General features: G+C 72.2%; 14 protein-coding genes. 10 read left to right on the forward strand and 4 right to left on the reverse strand.

Going from position 1 to position 19,937, the window contains the following annotated elements:
• Positions 1–62: 62 nt before the first annotated feature.
• From FB559_RS22415 to FB559_RS22450, 8 genes are all read left to right on the forward strand, one after another.
• The gene (locus FB559_RS22415; RefSeq protein ID WP_246121897.1) at positions 63–548 is read left to right on the forward strand and encodes a hypothetical protein; all 486 of its coding nucleotides are present in this window, start codon (positions 63–65) and stop codon (positions 546–548) included.
• A 12-nt stretch (positions 549–560) separates the two neighbouring features.
• Positions 561–1,580, forward strand: coding sequence for an L-idonate 5-dehydrogenase (locus tag FB559_RS22420; protein WP_141957459.1), 1,020 nt, complete (start codon positions 561–563; stop codon positions 1,578–1,580).
• 98 nt (positions 1,581–1,678) lie between these two features.
• Positions 1,679–5,263, forward strand: a complete 3,585-nt coding sequence (locus tag FB559_RS22425; RefSeq protein WP_141957460.1) for a DUF4132 domain-containing protein — start codon at positions 1,679–1,681, stop codon at positions 5,261–5,263.
• A gap of 38 nt (positions 5,264–5,301) precedes the next feature.
• The gene (locus FB559_RS22430) at positions 5,302–8,661 is read left to right on the forward strand and encodes a DUF4132 domain-containing protein (protein ID WP_141957461.1); all 3,360 of its coding nucleotides are present in this window, start codon (positions 5,302–5,304) and stop codon (positions 8,659–8,661) included.
• Positions 8,662–8,682: 21 nt separating this feature from the next.
• Positions 8,683–9,771 (forward strand): ATP-binding protein, encoded by a 1,089-nt coding sequence (locus FB559_RS22435; protein WP_141957462.1) that lies wholly within the window; start codon positions 8,683–8,685, stop codon positions 9,769–9,771.
• Positions 9,771–12,041: a DUF5682 family protein gene (locus tag FB559_RS22440; protein WP_141957463.1), complete on the forward strand. Its 2,271-nt coding sequence runs from the start codon at positions 9,771–9,773 to the stop codon at positions 12,039–12,041. Before FB559_RS22435 ends, FB559_RS22440 begins: the two co-directional genes overlap by 1 nt.
• A complete protein-coding gene (locus FB559_RS22445) occupies positions 12,038–13,165 on the forward strand; it encodes a VWA domain-containing protein (protein ID WP_141957464.1) in 1,128 nt (375 codons plus the stop codon). The genes FB559_RS22440 and FB559_RS22445 overlap by 4 nt, the downstream gene beginning before the upstream one ends.
• Positions 13,162–15,108 (forward strand): hypothetical protein, encoded by a 1,947-nt coding sequence (locus FB559_RS22450; RefSeq protein ID WP_141957465.1) that lies wholly within the window; start codon positions 13,162–13,164, stop codon positions 15,106–15,108. Before FB559_RS22445 ends, FB559_RS22450 begins: the two co-directional genes overlap by 4 nt.
• Here FB559_RS22450 and FB559_RS22455 read toward each other — a convergent pair.
• Both FB559_RS22455 and FB559_RS22460 read right to left on the reverse strand, forming a co-directional pair.
• Complete coding sequence (locus FB559_RS22455) at positions 15,086–15,643, reverse strand: HAD domain-containing protein (protein WP_141957466.1); 558 nt, start codon at positions 15,641–15,643, stop codon at positions 15,086–15,088. The two genes, FB559_RS22450 and FB559_RS22455, sit on opposite strands and share 23 nt — an antisense overlap.
• 67 nt (positions 15,644–15,710) lie before the next feature.
• Positions 15,711–16,811 (reverse strand): NADH:flavin oxidoreductase/NADH oxidase, encoded by a 1,101-nt coding sequence (locus FB559_RS22460; RefSeq protein WP_141957467.1) that lies wholly within the window; start codon positions 16,809–16,811, stop codon positions 15,711–15,713.
• Between the two features lie 113 nt (positions 16,812–16,924).
• Here FB559_RS22460 and FB559_RS22465 point away from each other — a divergent pair, with 113 nt between their 5' ends.
• Positions 16,925–17,272, forward strand: a complete 348-nt coding sequence (locus FB559_RS22465; RefSeq protein WP_246121899.1) for an ArsR/SmtB family transcription factor — start codon at positions 16,925–16,927, stop codon at positions 17,270–17,272.
• Here the strand turns inward: FB559_RS22465 and FB559_RS22470 are convergent.
• A complete protein-coding gene (locus tag FB559_RS22470; protein ID WP_141957469.1) occupies positions 17,265–18,329 on the reverse strand; it encodes an aldo/keto reductase in 1,065 nt (354 codons plus the stop codon). The genes FB559_RS22465 and FB559_RS22470 overlap by 8 nt on opposite strands.
• A gap of 88 nt (positions 18,330–18,417) precedes the next feature.
• Here FB559_RS22470 and FB559_RS22475 point away from each other — a divergent pair, with 88 nt between their 5' ends.
• Entirely contained in the window at positions 18,418–19,026 is a 609-nt protein-coding gene (locus tag FB559_RS22475) for a TetR/AcrR family transcriptional regulator (RefSeq protein WP_221640128.1), read from the forward strand.
• Between the two features lie 25 nt (positions 19,027–19,051).
• Here FB559_RS22475 and FB559_RS22480 read toward each other — a convergent pair whose 3' ends face one another.
• A complete protein-coding gene (locus FB559_RS22480) occupies positions 19,052–19,684 on the reverse strand; it encodes a response regulator (RefSeq protein ID WP_342780950.1) in 633 nt (210 codons plus the stop codon).
• Positions 19,685–19,937 lie beyond the last annotated feature (253 nt).

Consider the following 19,937-nt stretch of genomic DNA (forward strand, 5'->3'; position numbering starts at 1 on the left):
CGATCTCCGGCAATGTCCGTACGGTGGCACCCCGTACGCAGCCCGGCCGACGGAGGAGATGCATGGCGACGCACGTCTGCTCACTGAAGTTCGACGCGGCCAAGGACGGCGGCCCACTGTCCGTCACCCCCGGTGAGGATTACCACCTCGTGCCGTTCCCGTACGCGGCGGCGGAGTCCTACGACGCCGACGACATGCACGCCGAGACCTGGGACGGCACGGCGCACCCCTTCCCGGCCGATCCGGCAAGTGCCCTGATCCGGCCCGCGCACGAGTCGTGGGGCCGGCTGTACGCGATGATCCAGTGGGAGGTCGCCTCGGGCGACGAGGCGACCGAGCTGCGCGACCAGTTCGCCCGCGACCCGCTGGGCACGCTCGACACGACCTGCACCGAACACCGCCGCGCGTCCCCGGGCATGCAGTGCTTCGCGAAGGCTTGGGCGATCTTCGTCTCCCCGGACGTCCCGCTCGGGCTCCGGGTCGCCCACAACGCCTCCGGCTCGCTGAACGTCGTCCTGGCCGAGTTCAAACTGGAGTACGACGCCTAGGAGAGTGAGCCAGTGCGTGCCTGTGTCGTCCATGGAGCCGGTGACCTGCGCGTGGACGAGGTCGCCTCGTCCGTACCCGGTCCCGGGCAGGTCGCGGTCGACGTCGCCTTCGGCGGGATCTGCGGGACCGACCTGCACTACTACCACGACGGCAGGGTGGGCGACTTCCGCGTGGTCGAGCCCATGATCCTCGGCCACGAGGTGGCCGGCCGCGTCGCGATGGACGGCGACGGCACGCACGCGCCGCCGCCGGGCACCCCGGTGGCGATCCATCCGGCCACCCCCTGTGACGAGTGCCGCGAGTGCCGGGCCGGGCGGCGCAACGTCTGCGCCGCCACGCGTTATCTCGGCAGCGCCGCCCGTGTCCCGCACGTCCAGGGCGGCTTCGCCCAGCGGATCGTGGTCCCCGCCGGGCAGGTACGCCCCCTGCCACCGGGACTCCCGCTACGCCTCGCCGCACTCACCGAGCCGCTTTCGGTGGCTCTGCACGCCGTACACCGGGCCGGGGAGGTGCGCGGCCGCCGGGTCCTGGTGACCGGGGCCGGTCCCATCGGCTGCCTGGTCGTCGCGGCGCTGCGGCACGCCGGTGCCGCCGAGGTCATCGCGGTCGACCTCGTCGACGAGGCGCTCGCGCTGGCGGCACGCGTCGGCGCCACGTCGACCGTACGCGCCGGCGACCGGGCCGCCTGGCCCGATGAGGTGGACGTCGCGATCGAGGCGTCCGGCGCGCCGTCGGCGTTCGCCGACTGCGTGGGCACCGTACGCCGCGCGGGCACCGTGGTCATGCTCGGCATGCTTCCGCCGGGGGAGGTCGGGCTCGTGGCGAGCACCGTGATCACCCGCGAGCTCCACCTCGCGGGCGCGTTCCGCTTCGACACCGAGTTCGACGCGGCGCTCGGCCTGCTCGGCGCCGGCCTGGACGTCGAACCGGTGATCACCCACACCGTCCCCCTGACCGAGGCGCGGGCCGCGTTCGACCTCGCCGGTGACCGTACGGCCGCCTCCAAAGTCCTCCTCGACCTTGGCGTTTGACCACGGACGTATGCCATTTTTACGGCTGATACGAGAAATGTCGGACCCGTTCGTTACGGTGTCGGCAACACGATCGGCTGGACGTCTGTGGAGGCACGGTGCGGCGCTGGGAATTCGTCGGTGGCAAATCGGAGAAGTTCTGGGAAGCCGGACTGGGCGGCACCGCGGTCACCAGTAGATACGGGCGAATAGGAACGAACGGCCAGACGACGGTCAAAGAGTTTGATTCCGCCGCCAAGGCCGAGTCCTATCTGCGGCGTGTCATCGCCGAGAAGGAGAAGAAAGGCTACTCCGAGGTCGCCGGAACTCCCGAGAACGCCATTACGGAAACGGTCGTCGCGGAGAAAGCGGAAGAGGTACCGAAGCCGTACCAGGCCAGGGACGAGGAGACCTTTGAGCTCCCGGACTCCTGGCGCCGTGTCCTTCACCCCCGACGCGGCGGGATCCCCCGCCCGACGGCCGAGGCCGACAAGGACGCGGCACGTGAGGTGGCGGGCGCGATCCGCGAGTTCGCCGAGCTCCTCCGCCGGATACTCGACGACCCCCACAGCGACGCACGTCTCGTCGAGGAGGCCCAGGCGCAACTCGACGGCGACGAGACCCCGCGCGGCGCCGCCCTCATCGGCGCGATGGTCATGGTGAAGCGCACCATCGAGGTGTCGCGGTTCGCCGACGCGTGGGTCGAGACGCACGGCCTGGTGTTCGCGGCACGGGCCGTCGCGGAGGTGGCCGAGTTCACGATCGGATGGAGCCCCGGCCGGAACCACCCGGACACTCTCTACCTCCGGTCCCGGCCGGCGGGGGAGTACCTTGGCTGGCGCTGGCCTTGGCAGCCGGCCGCCGCGCGGCTGCGCGCCCTGCTGGCCTGCGCCGGGGAACGCGACTACCAGGAGGTCGTCGGCGCACTTGCCGGTCACCGCCGCGGTACGGCGCAGCGGCTCGTCGTGTCCTATCTCCTGCCGACCGAGAAGGACTGGGTGGACGAGTGCTGCGCCACCCCGCCGGTCGGCCGCGACAGTGCCACCGACCGCACTCTTCTCTTCTGCGCGCTCGGCTCCGCCGATCAGGTCGCCGCGCTGGGGTCGCAGGCCAGGCTCGGATGGGACCAGTGGGCGCTGGACGTCCTCGCCACGACGGCCGAGGGCGTCGGCACGAGCATCGCTCCCATGCTGGTCGGCGCGTTGGACGAAGACTCCGCCCACATCCGCAAGCTGGCGTTGGGCGTGCTGAGCCAGGTGCCGAGCGACGAGGCCTTCCAGTCCATGCTGGACCGGGTCGACCAGAAGTACGTCCAGCCCGCGCTGCTGGAGGCGATGCGGCGCTATCCGGTACGCGCGCTCCGCCTGCTCGCCCAGGCCGGCGACGGATCGTCCAAGCACACCGCCTCGGCCCGGCGGCTGCTGACCGGCCACCTGCTCGCCGAGCCCGAAGTTACCGCCGCCGCGCTTCCCGGCCTCGCCGCGGAGGTACGGGAGACCGTGGAGAGGATGACCGCCGAGCTGGTGCGGATCGAGGCGGCCTCGCCCGGGTCCCTGCCCCGCCCGCTCGCCGACCCGCCGTGGGCGCGTCAGGCCAGGACCGCCAAGCCGGTGGTCATCACGGGCATGGAGCCGCCGGCCGAGTCCCGCGTCTCGTGGGCGCCAGGGGAGAAGGAGCAGTGGGCCGTCGCGCCGGCCCACTACTCGCACTGGCGGAGTGAGCACTGGGACGAGGCCGTCCGGCGCTACCACGACCCCCAAGCCGAGATGCTCCGTGGCCACGAGGAGGTCGGCCTCTTCCTGCACGGTCCGGAAGACCTCGTACGCCCGCTCCTGCCCGGCTGGAGGCCGCGCTACGACTGGGACGTGGAGAGCTGGATGAAGCCGATCGTCGCGAGATACGAGCTCGCGGTGCTGGACGCCGTGCTCGACGCCGCCGTCACGAATCGCACGCATCCGGGGACGTTGCTGCTTCCCTACGTCGACGTCCGCGTGGCCCGGCTCATGGCCGACTGGCTGGTCCGGCTCAAGTCGGGTCGCAGGACCGCGCTCGCGTGGTTCGGGCGGCACGGCGGCGAGGCGGCGAGGCTGCTGGTCCCGGACGCGGTCGGCGTGACCGGCCGGGCACGCGCGGACGCCGAGGCAGCGCTGCGGGCCATCGCCTCCGCACACGACGACGCCACGGTCCTGCGGGCCGCGCGAAGCCACGGTGCGGAGGCGGAGGCGGTGGTCGGGACACTCCTGGCCGCCGACCCGCTGGACACCGTCCCGGCCCGCATGCCCAAGATCGGCGCGTGGGCGGACCCCGCCCTGCTGCCGCAGGTCCTGCTCCGCGACCGCACCCTCGCGCTGCCGCCGGAGGCCGTCGGTCATCTCCTCACCATGCTGAGCATCTCCCGGCCCGGCGAGGTGTACGCGGGGCTCGCGGTCGTCCGTGAGACCTGCGACCCCGCGTCGCTCGCGGAGTTCGGCTGGGCGGTGTTCGAGGGCTGGCGGATGGCCGGCATGGCCGCCAAGGACGGCTGGGCGCTCACCGGGCTCGGCTGGATCGGTGACGACGAGACCGTGCGACGGCTCACGCCGGTCATCCGCGCCTGGCCGGGCGAGGGCGGTCATACGAAGGCGGTCGCGGGTCTCGACGTGCTCGCCGCGATCGGCACCGAGATCGCGCTGGTGCACCTGAACGGGATCGCCCAGCGGATCAAGTTCAAAGCGCTCCAGGAGCGTGCGCGGGAGCGGATCGAGAAGGTCGCCGAGGGACTCGGGCTGACCCGTGAGCAGCTCGCGGACCGGCTCGTTCCGGACTTCGGGCTGGACGAGGACGGCAGCGTGGTCCTGGACTACGGGCCGCGCCGCTTCACCGTGGGGTTCGACGAGCGGCTCAAGCCGTACGTCGAGGACGAGAGCGGTAAGCGCCGCAAGGACCTGCCGGCACCCGGCGCGCGCGATGACGCGGAGGCGGCGACGGCGGCGCGCAAGCGGTTCGCCGACCTGAAGAAGGACGTACGTACGGTCGCCGGTGACGTGATCCGGCGGCTGGAGACGGCGATGGTGGAGCGGCGTGACTGGTCGGTCGCCGAGTTCACCGACCTGTTCGTGCGTCATCCTCTGACCTGGCACGTCGCCCGGCGTCTGGTCTGGCTGAGCGACGGCACGGCGTTCCGCGTCGCCGAGGACCGTACTCTCGCGGGCGTCGAGGACGACGCCCTGAAACCACTCGACGGCGCCCGGGTACGCCTGGCCCACCCGCTGGACCTCGCCGGCTCGCTCGACGCCTGGTCGGAGGTGTTCGCCGACTACGAGATCCTTCAGCCGTTCCCGCAGCTCGGCCGGGCCGTGTACGTACTGACCGACGAAGAGCGGGCCGATTCGTGCCTCACGCGGTTCGAGGACCTCACCGTGACGACGGGCAAGGTGCTCGGGCTGGAGCGGCACGGCTGGGCGCGCGAATCCCCCCAGGACGCCGGCATACAGGGGTCGATCTCACGTGCGGCCGGTGAGGGACGCTTCGTCGTGGTCGGCCTGGACCCGGGCATCGCGATGGGAGCCCTGGACGTGTTCCCCGAGCAGCGACTCGGCTCGATCTGGATCGCGGGCCATCCGGACAGCTGGGGGCGGCGCGACGAGGACCCGGTGCGGTTCGGGGACCTCGACCCGGTGACGGCCTCCGAGGTCATCGCCGACCTGACCGAGCTGACCAGCTGAGCATCGACCCCCTACGAGCCAGGAGCCGGGTTCCCAGCATGAACAGCGCTGATATCGAACTTCCCGATGAGCACACCTTCGAGATGCCGTCGTCCTGGCGGCGGGTCCTGCGCCGCCGGCGCGGAGGCCTCCCCGGGACTCCGGTCAAGATCAACGACCGGGCGGCCGAGAAGGTACAAGAGTGGACCGAGCGTGCCGCGGCGCGTACGGCGCAGGCGGTGGACGACCCGGAGAGCGACCGGCTACTGGCCGAAGACGTACGGGCCCACCTCGCCGGCCGTGCGACTCCGCGCGGCGCCGCCGCGCTCGCGCTGATCCTGAGCGAGCCCGACGGCGATGAGCACACCGACGTCGACAGCCCTGCGGTCTTCGCCGACGCGTGGGTGTCCGCGCACGGCCTGGCCTTCGCCGTCCAGGCCATGGCCGAGCTCGGCGACGTCGCGGTCCAGCCGTGGTACCCAGGAGGCAACCGGCGGCTGCGCACGTGCCGGCTCCGGGCCGGCCTCGCAGGCCAGCGGGCCTTCTGGCGGTGGGCCTGGCAGCCGGTCGCGGACCGGCTGCGCGACATTCTGGCCGACGCGGGCGAGGCGGACTACCGTGCGGCGGTCGAGGCGCTCGCCGGCCACCGGCGGACCCAGGCCCAGCGGGTGATCGTGTCCTACCTGGTCCCGACTGAGAAGGACTGGGTGGACGAGTGCTGCGCCGCAGGGCGGCAGGACGACGCCCTGCGGACCATGCTGTTCTGCTCCGTGGGTTCGGCCGAGCAGCTCGCCGCGCTCACCGCGCACGTGGGGGTCGGCTTCGGCCAGTACTCACGTGGCGTCATCGCCACGCTGATCGAGGTCGTCGGCATGGACGTCGTGAAGCTGCTGACCAGCGCCTTCGACAACGCCTTCAACTGGGCGGACGAGCGCAAGGTGGCGGTCAGCGTGCTGAGCCGGCTGCCCACGGACGAGGCGTTCCAGCTGATGGTGGACCATCTCGACCAAAAGCACGTCCAGCCCGCCGTGCTCGAGGCGATGAAGCGCTACCCCGTACGCGCACTGCGGCTGCTGGCCCAGGCCGGCGCCGGCACGTCGCCGAACGCCTCGGCCGTACGGGACCTGCTGACCGGCCACGTGGCGGCCAACCCGGACCTGACCGCGGCCGCGCTCCCCGGCCTCCCGCCGGAAGTGCGGGAGGCGATCGAGCGCCTGCACGAGGACCGGACCGCCGGAAAGCCGGACCGGGTGGAGGACGCGCCCGCCGCCGTACTGCCCCCGCTCCTCGCCACCCCGCCGTGGACGCGGCGTCCCAAGGCGGTGAAACCGGTCGTCATCACCGGCCTGGAACCACCGTCCGAGGCCGCCGTCACCTGGGTGGAGGGCAGCCGGGAGGAGTGGTCCAACGGCGCCTCGGACTACTTCCACCTGCGCGAGAATGACTGGCCGGCCGTGATCCGCCGATACCAGGACCGCGAGTTGAACTACATGTGGGAGGTCGCCCTCTTCGTCAACGGCCCGCAGGACCTGCTCCGCCCGCTCGTCCCCGGCTGGAGGCCATCACCCCTCTACGGCTCCGAGGTGTGGATGAAGACGGTCATCGCCAGGTTCGAGCTCGACGCTCTGCCGACGGTGCTCGACATCGCCGCCCAGGACAACCCGGCGGTCTGCGGCGTGCTGTTGCTGCCCTTCTTCGACGCCCGTGTGGCCCGGTTGATGGCCGACTGGCTCGCCCGGCTGAAGTCCGTGCGCAGGACCGCGACCACCTGGTTCGCCTGGCACGGCGTCGCCGCGGTCCGGCTGCTGGTGCCCGACGCGGTAGGGACGGTAGGCCCGCCACGGACGGGCGCGGAGGCGGCGCTGCGACACGTCGCCTCGGTGCACGGCGACCAGGCCGTCATCGAGGTGGCGCGCGAGTACGGCGACGAGGCCGCGACGGTCGTCGCCGCGCTGCTCGCCGCCGACCCGCTCGAGAACCTCCCGGCCCGGCTGCCCAAGCCGGGTTCATGGCTGGAACCGTCGCGGTTGCCCCAGGTGCTGCTCGGCGACCGCACCCGGGCGCTGCCGCCGGAGGCCGCCGGCCACATCCTCACGATGCTGAGCATCTCCCGTCCCGGCATGGAGTACGCGGGTCTGGAGACCGTCCGTGAGACCTGCGACCGCGCCTCGCTCGCGGAGTTCGGCTGGGCGGTGTTCCTGCAGTGGCAGGCCGGGGGCATGCCGGCCAAGGACGGCTGGGCGCTCACCGGGCTCGGGTGGATCGGTGACGACGAGACCGTGCGACGGCTCACGCCGGTCATCCACGCCTGGCCAGGGGAGGGCGGTCACTCGAAGGCGGTCGCGGGCCTTGACGTGCTCGCCGCGATCGGCACCGAGATCGCGCTGATGCACCTGAACGGGATCGCCCAGCGGATCAAGTTCAAGGGCCTCAAGGAGCAGGCGCGGTCGAAGATCCAGGAGGTCGCCGACGGCCTCGGGCTGACCCCTGAGCAGCTCGCGGACCGGCTCGTTCCGGACTTCGGGCTGGACGAGGACGGCAGCATGGTCCTGGACTACGGGCCGCGCCGCTTCGTGGTCGGCTTCGACGAGCAGCTCAAGCCCTACGTTCTGGATGAGGGCGGCAAGCGCCGCAAGGCCCTCCCCGCTCCCGGCGCCCGTGACGACGCGGGGCCGGCGACTGCGGCGCGCAAACGGTTCGCCGACCTGAAGAAGGACGTACGCACGGTCGCCGGTGACCTCATCCGGCGGCTGGAGACGGCCCTGGTGGAGCGGCGCGACTGGTCGGTCGCCGAGTTCACCGACCTGTTCGTGCGTCATCCTCTGACCTGGCACGTCGCCCGGCGTCTGGTCTGGCTGAGTGACGGCACGGCGTTCCGCGTCGCCGAGGACCGTACTCTCGCCGACGTCGAGGACAGGGCGCTGGCGCCACCCGACGGCGCCCGGGTACGCCTGGCCCACCCGCTCGACCTCGCCGGCTCGCTCGACGCCTGGTCGGAGGTGTTCGCCGACTACGAGATCCTTCAGCCGTTCCCGCAGCTCGGCCGGGCCGTGTACGTACTGACCGACGAAGAGCGGGCCGGTTCACGCCTCACGCGGTTCGAAGGCGTCACCGTGACGACGGGCAAGGTGCTCGGGCTGGAGCGGCACGGCTGGGCGCGCGAATCCCCCCAGGACGCCGGCATACAGGGGTCGATCTCACGTGCGGCCGGTGAGGGACGCTTCGTCGTGATCGGCCTGGACCCGGGCATCGCGGTGGGGTCCCCGGAGATCTTCCCCGAGCACGAACTCCATTCGATCCAGATCTCGGATCATCCGGACGGCTGGGGGCGCCGCGACGCGAACCCGGTCCGCTTCGGGGACCTCGACCCCGTGGCGGCCTCCGAGGTCATCGCCGACCTGACCGAGCTGACCAGCTGAACCATGTCCAGGAGCATCTGAATGACAGAAGAGAACCTCCAGCGGCCACCCGCCGAGATCCGGTACGCCGACGAGCTGGCCAGGCTGCGGGAGACGGACAAGGGCAACCGCCCGCCCGGCTGGTGGCTCAGCCTGGAGGCGGCCCGCCGGTTCATCGTCGGCGACGAACGACAGGGGATCCGGCGCAAGTTCGTCGGGGACCCGTCGCTGATCGACCGTGCGCTCGTGAGCCTGGCCACGAGCCGTGGCCTGCTGCTGGTCGGCGAGCCGGGTACCGCCAAGTCGCTGCTGTCCGAGCTCATCGCCGCCGCGGTCAGCGGCACCTCGACGCTCACCATCCAGGGCGGCGCGGCCACCACCGAGGACCAGATCAAGTACTCCTGGAACTACGCGCTGCTCGTCTCCGAGGGGCCGTCACCACGGTCGCTGGTGCCCGCCCCGATGCTGCGCGGGATGGAAGAAGGCAAGATCGTCCGCTTCGAGGAGATCACCCGCTGCCCGCTGGAGGTGCAGGACTCGCTGCTGTCGCTGCTGTCCGAGCGGGTGGTCGCGATCCCCGAGCTCGGCGACGCGAACGGCATGGTCTTCGCCCGCCAGGGCTTCAACGTGATCGCCACCGCCAACACCCGCGACCGCGGAGTGAACGAGATGAGCGCGGCGCTGAAGCGCAGGTTCAACTTCGAGACGGTCTTCCCCATCGCGGACTTCGCCACCGAGCTGGACCTCGTCGAGGCCGAGGCGCGCGGGCTGCTGGAGAGCTCGGGCGTCACCGTGCCGCCACGGCGTGACGTCCTGGAGGTGCTGGTCGCGACCTTCCGTGAGCTGCGGGCGGGAATGACCGCGGACGGCGGGTCCATGGACCGGCTGTCGGCCGTGATGAGCACCGCCGAGACCGTGTCGGTCGCGCACGCGGTCGGGCTGCGCGGCTGGTTCCTGCGCGGCGAGGCGGGCACGGCGGCCGACATCGTCGCCTGCCTGGCGGGCACGGCGGCCAAGGACGACGCCGAGGACCTTGCCCGGCTGCGCCGCTACCTCGAACAGCAGGCGCCGCGAAGGCGCGGCGAGCAGTGGAAGGCCCTGCACGACGCCCGGCACCTGCTCCCCGGCTGATGCCCGCTCATCTCATCGGGGTCCGCCACCACAGCCCCGCGTGCGCCCGGCTCGTCGGCCGGACCATAGAGTCGCTGCGCCCGGCGTACGTGCTGGTCGAGGGGCCGGCCGACATCAACGACCGGCTGGACGAGCTGCTGCTCGGCCACGAGCTGCCGATCGCGGTCTTCAGCCACTACCGGGACGAGGACCGCTCGCACCTGTCGTGGGCCCCGTTCTGTGAGTACTCACCCGAATGGGTCGCGATCACGGCGGGCCGCTCCTGCGGCGCCGAGGTACGCCTCATCGACCTGCCGGCCTGGCATCCGGCCCTCGCCGGCCGCCGTAACCGGTACGCCGACGCGGAGCAGCGCTATGCCGACGCGGCCGAGCGGCTGTGCCGGGCGTTCGCCGTGGACAACGTGGACGCCCTGTGGGACCGCCTGGTCGAGGTCGAGCCGGACGACGGGCTGGAGGAGCGGCTGGCCACCTACTTCGACCTCGTACGCGGCGACTCCGCGGCGGGCGAGGAGGACACCGCACGCGAGGAGTACATGGCCGGATGGGTGCGCGCGGCGGTCGCGGACGCCGGGGACCGGCCGGTCGTGGTCGTGACCGGCGGCTTCCACCGGCCCGCCATCCTCGCGCTGACGGAGCGACCGGCCGTGGGGGACTCGCCGGAGCCCTCCTGGCCGGAGGTCCCGCGGCCGCTGGAGGGTTCGGTGGCCGGGAGCTATCTGGTGCCCTACTCGTTCCGGCGGCTGGACGCCTTCTCGGGCTACCGGTCGGGCATGCCCTCGCCGGAGTACTACCAGCGGCTGTGGGCGCAGGGTGCCAAGGCCGCCGCCGACGGGCTGGTCGAGGCGGTCGCCACCCGGCTCCGCGGACGCGGGCAGAGCGTGTCGACCGCGGATCTGATCGCGGCGCGCACACTCTCGGAGGGGCTGGCCCGGTTGCGCGGTCACCCGCATCCGGCCCGTACCGACATCCTCGACGGGCTGGTCAGCGCGCTCGTCTCGGACGACCTGGACCAGCCGCTGCCGTGGACCCGCCGCGCCTCGCTCGCTCCCGGTGCGCATCCCGTCGTCGTGGAGATGGTGGCCGCGCTGAGCGGCGACCGGGTGGGCCGTCTGCATCCGGGCACACCCGCTCCGCCGCTCGTCCACGACGTGGACGCGGAGCTGCTACGCCTGGGTCTCGACCGCGAGGGTGAGGTCGACCTGGACCTCACCCTCGCCGGTGACCTGGACCGCAGCCATGCCCTGCACCGGCTCGTCGCGCTGGGCGTGCCCGGGTTCGAGCGTCGGTCGGGGCCGTCGTCCGGGGCGGACCCGGTGCTCGACGAGCAGTGGGTGCTCACCGCCCACGACGCGAGGGTGGCCGCCCTGATCGAGGCGGGAGCCTACGGCGGCACCCTCCGCGACGCCGCGGCCGCCGTGCTCGCCGAACGCATCGCCGAGGCAGGGACCGAGCCCGGACGGCTCGCCGGGGTGCTGTTCGCGGCCGCCCTGTGCGGGATCACGGATCTGCCCGAGCGGATCGCCGAACTGATCGCGGCCGGCATCGCCGGCGCGCGCGAGCCGGGCCCGCTGGGTGAGGCGCTGGCCATGGTGCTCGGACTCTGGCGGCACGACCGGGTCCTGGGGACCGCGAACAGCCCGATGTACGCCACGGTCATCGACGGCGCGGTCACCCGTCTGCTGTGGCTCGCCGAAGGCATCCACGGCGGCCCCGCTCCGGCCGACCGGGCCAGGCTCCATGCGCTCACCGCGACCAGGGACGCGTTGCTGCACGCGCCCGAGGTGCTCACGACCGGGCGGGACGTCGCGCTGGACGTGATGGCGCGCATCGGCGCCGACCGTACGGCGCCGCCGGACCTGCGCGGTGCGGCCTTCGGGTTCGGGTGGTCGCTCGGCGCGTCCGGCGATCCGGTACGCGCCCTGCGCGGCGTGGCCGGCGCGGACACGCTCGGCGACTGGCTCTCCGGGCTGTTCGCGCTGGCCAGAGACGAGGTGCTGGCAGGCACCTCCGGCGTGCTGGAGGTGCTCGACGACCTCATCACCTCGATGCCGGAGTTCCTGCCCGGGCTGCCCGCGCTCCGCCAGGCCTTCGGGTACTTCCCGCCGCGCGAACGGCAGCTGATCGCCCAGCGGTTGCTGGAGCGCCGTGACCTGACCGGATCGGCCCGCGCCCTGCTCCGTACGACGGCGGACCCGCTGTTGATCGCCGAGGCACAGCTGCTGGAAGAGAAGGTGAGCCGGCTGCTCACCAGGGAGGGGCTTCGCCCATGACGGATCCGGGGCTCGAACGCTGGCGGCTCGTCCTCGGCGCGCCCGCCGAGCAGTGCACGGGCGGGCTGGGCGCCGAGGCCGCCGCGCGTGACGCGGCGCTGGACTGGCTCTACGGCCGCGACCCCGACCTGGGCCGCCGTGGCGTACGGCGCGGGGGCACCCGGAGCGCCGGCTCGGACCCGTCGGTGCTGACCACGGTCGACTGGCTCGATGACATCCACCGGCTGTTCCCCAAGGAGACCATCGAGCGGCTGGAGCGGGACGCCGTCGAACGCTACGAGATCCACGAGGTGGTCACCGACCCGGAGGTCCTGGCCCGCATCGAGCCGAACGCCACGCTGCTGCGCGCCGTGCTGCGCACCAAGCACCTGATGAACCCCGAGGTCCTGCGCCTCGCCCGCCGCATCGTCGAGACCGTCGTCCGCGACCTGATGAAGAAGCTCGCCCCGGAGGTGCGGCAGGCGTTCTCCGGCACCCGGTCGCGGCGGCCGAGCCGGTTCCGTCAGGCGCGCGACTTCGACTTCCACGCCACGGTCCGTGCCAACCTGGCGCATTACCAGCCCGAGGAGCGGCGGCTCCTGATCGAGCGGCCGAGGTTCGTCTCCCGCGTCCGGCGCCACCTCGACCAGTGGCAGCTCGTGCTGATCGTCGACCAGTCGGGGTCGATGGCCGGGTCGGTCATCCACTCGGCCGTCACGGCCGCGTGCCTGTGGAGCCTGCCCGGCCTGAAGACCCACCTCGTCGCCTTCGACACCAACGTGGTGGACCTGACCGCCGACGTCGCCGACCCTGTCGAGCTCCTGCTCAAGGTGCAGCTCGGCGGCGGCACCGACATCGCGAGGGCAGTGGACTACGGAGCGAGCCTGATCGAGAATCCGCGCCGGTCGATCCTCGTCGTCATCACCGACTTCTACGAAGGGGGCGATGAGTATCGGCTCGTACGGACCGTCGCCCGCCTCGCCGATCAGGGCACACAGGTCCTCGGGCTCGCCGCCCTCGACGAGGAGGCGAACCCGTCCTACGACCGGGCACTGGCGCAACGCCTCGCCGACGCCGGCGCCCATGTCGGGGCCATGACACCGGGCGAGCTGGCCGCCTTCGTCGCGGAACGGCTCAGCCGGTGATCCGCACCGACCTGCTCGCCCTCGACACCGACGTCCTCGTGGCGCTGGCCAACCGGGGACTGGTCAAGCGCGCGGCCAAGGAGCTGGACGCGGGTGTCGTACCGCTCGTGTCGGCCGACGAGGACGGCACCGTACGCGCCCGGTTCGCCGACGACGTCGAGGCGGCGTTCCCGGTGGGCGCCGGGCTGGACACGGCCACCTGCACCTGCCCGGCGACGGGCGTCTGCCGTCACCGGATCGGCCTGGTCCTGGCGTACCAGCGTCAGACGCAGGGGGAGGCTCGGCCCGAGGAGACGACGGAGGAGTGGTCGCCCGGGAGCATCGGCGATGACGAGCTGCGGCAGGTGCTGGGCGCGCGTACGGTCACCGCGGCGCGCCGGCGGTTCGCCGCCGGGTATCCGGCGCACCTCGATCGGGGCTCTCCGCCGCGCGTGGACCTGCCGGCCTGCACGGTCCGCTTCCTGGTGCCGGGAGAGCTCGGCTACGCCCACACCGACGCCACCGGCCCGGACCGGGGAGAGGCGATCGCGCTGGCCGTGTGGGCGTTCCGCGCGGCCGACGAGCGAGGACTGACCGACCGGGAGCTCCGCCTCGACGTGGGCGGGCCGTCCCCCGGTTCGGCGGAGCGGACCGGCATCGAGCCCGCCGTGGAGCTCGCCACCGAGCTGCTGTTCGCCGGCGCGATGCACGCCGGGCCGGTGCTCGGCGCCGCACTGCGCCGGATGAGTGAGAACGTCGCCGGCCAGGGCCTGCACTGGGCCGCCGGGGCGCTGGACGACCTCGCCGGCCAGCTGTCGGCGTACGCGGACCGTGGCGCCCGGTACGAGGCGACGCGCTACGCGACGCTGCTGACCGAGCTGCACGCGAGGCAGCGGGCGGTGGCCGGTGGTGGGTCACGTTCCCAGGTCCTGGGCGCCGATGTGCCGGGGCGGACGCCCTTGAGCCGGATCCGGCTCGTCGGGCTCGGCTGCCGGATCGGCGGCACCCTGGACGACCGCGTCGCGGACGTGTTCTTCACGCATGCCGGAGACGGCACCGTCCTCGTACTCCGGCGGCGCTGGGACGCGGAGCGGGACCGGGGGGCGACCGGCCACGAGCTGGCCGGACGCCGGGTGGCGAGGACGACGCTGGGGGCGCTGGCCACCGGCAACCTGGTCTCCGAGTCCGCCTCCCGCAGCGCCAGCCGTGTCGTGCACATCGCCGCGGGCCGGATCGCCAAGACGACGGTCACCCCGGTGGGAACGTCCTGGCAGAGCCTGCCCGCCTCGGTCGTGGTCGAGGACCTCGCCGCCGCCGGACGCGCGCTGGCGGACCTGCCGCCCCGGCTGATCCGGGCGCGGGTCGAAGCCGAGTTCGTCCGGGTCGTACGGATCTCGGAGGTACGCGCCCTTGGCTACGATCCGGGCGACCAGCGCCTGGAGGCTCTCGTCGTCGATCCGGCCGGCGGCACCGCGACCGTGTCGGCGGAGTACCGGAGCGAGTGCCCTGGCGCCCTGGACGCGCTGGCCGCCGCGCTGGGCGGCGACCGCGGCGAGCCGCGCTTCGTCAGCGGCGCCCTGCGCCGCGACCGGGGAACCCTCGTGATCGACCCGGTCGCGGTCCTCACCACGGACGGCGTCACCGTTCCCGACCTGGCACCGGGAGACGGGGGTACGGACCTGTACGCCTACGCCGGCCGCCGTCCGGACCGGCTCGGCGCGGCCCTGGACACCGCCCTGACGACACTCGCCGAGATCGCCCATCGCGGCCTGCGCCACGCCACCCCGGGGGTGCACGCGAGGGTCGAGGAGGCCGCCGCCGGGCTGCGCGGAGTGGGACTGGCCACCTCGGCGGCGCTGCTCACCGCCTTCCTGGCCGCCTGCCGGACCGGTGACCCCGAGTCGATGGCCGGAGCCTGGGTGGACGCCCAGCTTCGCCTCGTCACCGCCGCCGAGCTGCGCTGACCGCCCGTGGCCAGGAGAGCAGCCGGTCCACGTGACGGCGGGTGAGCCCGGCGCCGGGGTCCACCGGAACGAGCAGGATCCCCCGGTAGGGCCACGCCTGACGCCTGATCCGCGAGGGGATGACATCGTCGATCCAGGCGAACGGGCGGCCGTCGGCGTGGCGGAGGATCGGCGCCCACTTGCGCGTCTCGAAGAGCTGCATGATCGGGAACCGCGGATCGCCACGTCGCCGGCGGTAGGCGGAGAACTCCACGACCGGCAGGTCCGGCAGGCCGAGCAGCGGACCGAGATGCTCGTTGGCGAGACGCTCCCAGGTCGTGGCCCAGACGAGGTCGTAGTGCTCCGCCAGCTCCTTCAGCCAGTCGCCGTGGGCGGAGGAGACCCTGAAGGTGAGCACGTCGGCGCGGTGCTCGACGAAGCCGCCGGGGGCCGTTGGCGCGAGAGGATTCAGCACGCCGTCGATGTCGAGGTACAGCAGCGGTCGTGCGGCGGGCCGGCTGCCGGGTTGCGGAACGTCGCCGATGCCCCATGCCATGCGCCACGTATACCACCGATCGTCCGGCCCGACCCGGGCCCGGCCGGGTGAGGGTCCTCGCCGTGGCTCAGACGGCGCGCGCGTACTGGTCCGGCCAGGTCGGCTCGGCGCCGAGCTCACGCGCGGCGCGGTTCGGCCAGTACGGGTCGCGCAGCAGCTCGCGGGCCAGCAACACCGCGTCGGCCTGCCCGGAGGTGATGATCTCCTCGGCCTGCCGGGGCTCGGTGATCTCCCCGACCGCCGCGACGTGCAGGTCGGTCTCGGCCTTGGCCAGTGCCGCGAACGGCACCTGGTAGCCGGGTCCGGTGGTGATGACCGCTCCGGGCGCGATTCCCCCGCTGGAGGTGTCGAGCAGGTCGACGCCGTGGGCCAGCAGCTCCTTGGCCAGGCGCACGGTGTCGGCCGTGGTCCAGCCTTCGCGGTCGTCGCCCGGGTTCTCGCTCAGCCAGTCCGTCGCGGACGCGCGGTAGAACACCGGAAGCCCGGCCGGCCAGACCGCACGTACGGCGTCGACCACCTCGAGCGCGAACCTGATCCGGTTCTCGAACGAGCCGCCGTACTCATCGGTGCGGTGGTTGGTGTGCGGGGAGACGAACTCATGGATCAGGTAGCCGTGCGCGCCGTGGATCTCGACCACCTGGAAGCCCGCGTCCAGGGCCCGCCGGGCGGCCGCGGCGAAGTCGGCGGCGATGCCGTGGATCTGGTCGCGGCTCAGCTCGGCCGGTACCGGGTCGCCGTCGCGGAACGCGACCGGGCTCGGCGCGACCGGCCGCCAGCCGTACGGGTCGTCCGGATGGATGGACCGCCCGCCGCGCCAGGGGCGTTCGGTGGACGCCTTGCGTCCCGCGTGGGCGAGCTGGATGCCGGGCACCGCGCCGTGGCCGCGCAGGAACGCGGCGATGCGGGCGAGCCCCTGCTGCTGACGGTCGTTCCAGAGGCCGAGGTCGGCGGGGCTGATCCGGCCCTCGGCGTTGACCGCGGTGGCCTCGGTGATGATCAGACCGGCACCGCCCACCGCGCGGGCGGCCTGGTGCGCGAGGTGCCAGTCGCCGGCGACCCCCGTGTCCGGTCCCTCGTCGGCGGCGGAGTACTGGCACATCGGTGACATCCAGACCCGGTTGGGAAGGGTCAGGTTTCGCAGCTTCAGGGGCTCGAACAACGCACTCACGGCCGTACTCCGTTCGTCTCGGCGTCTTAGTACGAAACACGTCGTAGTACGTAATGTATCAAACTACGAAGACCGTCGTACAATGGCGGAACCAGCTCCGAAGGGATCCGCCCGTGCCGACCGCGACCGCCCGGACTCTCGACCACCCCGTACGCGCGGAGATCCGGCTCGAGGCCGTGCTCCACGCGCTCTCCGATCCCGTACGCCTTCAGGTCGTGCGTTTCCTCGCGGGCCTGGCGGACGGCGAGGAGGCGGCGTGCTCGGCCCTTGACCTCGCTGTCACCAAGTCGACCTCGACCCACCACTACCGCGTGCTCCGCGAGGCCGGCCTGATCCGGCAGGTCTACCGGGGGACGGCCAAGATGAGCGTCGTGCGCCGCGAGGACCTCGACGCGCTCTTTCCCGGCCTGCTCGACACCGTGCTGACGGCCGACGCCGCCCAGCGGCGCCGCCTCAGCTGACCGGGATCGCGGGCCGGATGACCCGGCTCGCGTCGCCGCCCAGGAGGATGTTCCGCTGCGCGGCGACGACGTCGTGCGGCATGCCGAGCGGCACGGCGCTGACCTCGTCGAGCCGGGTGAACTGCGCGTCGGTGAGCTCGACGTCGAGGGCGCCGAGGTAGTCGTCGAGCTGCCGGGTGTCACGCGGACCGATGATCGTCACGAGGGTCGTCGCGGCGCGGGCCGCGCGCTCGCGCAGCCAGGCGACCGCGACCTGGGCCGGTGCCGCACCGATCTCGGCGGCGATCTCCAGTACGGCGTCGACGGTCGCGGTCTTCTGCGCGCTGGTCTCGGTGTGAACCAGGCGGCCCCACTCGGACAGCCGTCCCGCGTCGCTCTTCCGGTACTTGCCGGTCAGCAGCCCGCCGCCGAGCGGCGACCAGAGGGCGGCGCCGAGACCGAGCGACTCGGCCATCGGGAACAGCTCCCGGTCCGCGGTCCGCTCGACCAGGCTGTACTCGAGCTGGATGCCGGCGGTCGGTGACCAGCCCCTGAGGTCGGCCAGCGTCGCGGCGCGCGACACCCGCCAGGCGGGGAAGTTCGACAGGCCCCAGTGGAGGATCTTGCCGGAGCGTACGAGGTCGTCGAAGGCGCCCGCGATCTCCTCGGTCGGCGTGATCTCATCCGGGAAGTGCGCCCAGTAGAGATCGATGTAGTCGGTGTTCAGGCGCCGCAGGCTCGCCTCGACCGAGGCGATCATGGCCTTGCGGCTGTTTCCGAGCCGGGAGATGTCCGGCTTCCCGTCGTGCGTCCAGGTGCCGTTGGAGTACTTGGTGGCCAGCACGAAGTGGTCGCGGTCGGCGGCGAGGAACCCACTCAGCATCTCCTCGGACTGGCCGACCTGGTAGCCGTCGGAGGTGTCGATGAAGGTCCCGCCCGCCTCGGCGAACCGGTCGAAGACCTTCTGGGCCTCCGGGCGCTCGGTCCCGGTGCCCCAGCCGGTGCCGAAGTTGCCGGCACCCAGCGCGTACTCCGAGACGCGCAGTCCGGTCCGGCGGCCGAAAGTCGTGTAACGCATGCTTCCTCCACGGAAGGTAAACCGATCGTTGTACCTCGAAGCTAACAGGAGTTCGCGGCGAAGTAAAACGATCGGTACCATAGTGGGTGTGACCACACCTTCAGCGCCGGTCCGGCAGAGCCGCGGGGGCCGCGGGGCTCGGGGCCGAATCCTCGAGACGGCGACGCGGCTGTTCTACGAACAGGGCATCAACGCCACCGGCATCGGGGAACTGACCGAGGTCGCGCACGTCTCCAAGCGCACTCTCTACCAGCACTTCGAAGGCAAGGACGAGCTGGTCGCGGCGTACCTGCGGCGATTCGAGGAGGAGCGGCTCCTGCCGCGAGAAGAGGTGCTGACGCGTACGGACCTGGCCCCGCGCGACCGGCTGCTGGGCCTGTTCGACGACCTGGGGGAGGCAGGCCAGGGCCCGTTCCGCGGCTGCCCGTACGCCAACGCCGCCGCCGAGATCGCCGACCCCGGCCACCCGGCGAGACGGCTGGCCGCCGAGCACAAACGCGCCTTCCGCGAGCTGATACGGGAGACCGCCCGCGAGGCCGGCGTCAGCGATCCCGGCACTCTGGCGGACCGGCTCGCGATCCTCTTCGACGGCGCGCTGGCGCAGAGCACCCTGCTGAACGACCGCGCACCCCTCCGCCACGCCCGATCGGCCGCCGATGCCCTGCTGACCACGGCAGGCTCGCCCCCGCCGCGCTGACCCACGGCGCGGTGCGCGGTCATTTCTACCGGGCATTGAGAAAGGCGAGGACCGCGAGGACGCGACGATGGTCCGCGGTCGTCTCCGGGAGGCACAGCTTGGTCAGGATGCTGTGGACGTGTTTCTCCACCGTCGGCTCCGTGATCCACAGCTTGTGGACGATGCCGGCGTTGGACCGGCCCTCCGCCATCAGCGCGAGGACCTCGCGTTCGCGGGCGCTCAGCTTGGCCAGGGGGTCACCGCGCCGGTGGGCCGCGAAGAGCCGCTGCACCAAGAACGGGTCGATGACCGAACCGCCCTTGGAGATCCGGTCGAGGGCGTCGATGAGCTCGGCCACGTCGGTGACCCGCGTCTTGAGCAGGTAGCCGATGCGGTTGCCGCTGGACAGCAGCTCCAGGGCGTGCTCGACCTCGACGTAGGCGGACAGCACCAGGATGGCGATCGAGGGGAACTCCTTGCGGATCTCCGACGCCGTCTGCAGCCCTTCGGTCGTGCCGGTCGGGGGCATGCGCACGTCCACGATGGCCAGGTCGGGAACGTGCTCGCGGACGAGTTCGAGCAGCCGGGTGCCGTCACCGGCCTGTCCCACCACGTCGAAGCCCTCGCGGGTCAGGAGACTCGCCACGCCCTCGCGGAGCAATACGTCATCGTCGGCCACGATCACGCGCCCCCGAGGGGAAACCGGACCGTTACTCTCGCGCCCGACCTCGGGCAGCCTGTGTCCTGCCATCGCCAGGTCAATGATACTCGACACCCGCGACCACCAGCGGAAACGCCGCTGCTGCGGCCCGGGGTCCTCGTGTGTGACACGCACACGAAAAGACCCGAAAAGAAGGCATATTTAGATGTCTGACGATTAATCAGGCTAGTAATCACGCATTGTATAGATGATCAGCAAAAACCAGGCAAAG

Source organism: Actinoallomurus bryophytorum (assembly GCF_006716425.1).
In the GTDB taxonomy this organism is placed as follows: Bacteria; Actinomycetota; Actinomycetes; order Streptosporangiales; family Streptosporangiaceae; genus Actinoallomurus; species Actinoallomurus bryophytorum.

Excerpts from the sequence above, each read along its gene's own strand:
- FB559_RS22455 (WP_141957466.1), bottom strand. The coding sequence starts at position 15,643 with ATGGCATGGGGCATCGGCGACGTTCCGCAACCCGGCAGCCGGCCCGCC.
- FB559_RS22435 (WP_141957462.1), top strand. The coding sequence starts at position 8,683 with ATGACAGAAGAGAACCTCCAGCGGCCACCCGCCGAGATCCGGTACGCC.
- FB559_RS22445 (WP_141957464.1), top strand. The coding sequence starts at position 12,038 with ATGACGGATCCGGGGCTCGAACGCTGGCGGCTCGTCCTCGGCGCGCCC.
- FB559_RS22415 (WP_246121897.1), top strand. The coding sequence starts at position 63 with ATGGCGACGCACGTCTGCTCACTGAAGTTCGACGCGGCCAAGGACGGC.
- FB559_RS22470 (WP_141957469.1), bottom strand. The coding sequence starts at position 18,329 with ATGCGTTACACGACTTTCGGCCGCCGGACCGGACTGCGCGTCTCGGAG.
- FB559_RS22440 (WP_141957463.1), top strand. The coding sequence starts at position 9,771 with ATGCCCGCTCATCTCATCGGGGTCCGCCACCACAGCCCCGCGTGCGCC.
- FB559_RS22430 (WP_141957461.1), top strand. The coding sequence starts at position 5,302 with ATGAACAGCGCTGATATCGAACTTCCCGATGAGCACACCTTCGAGATG.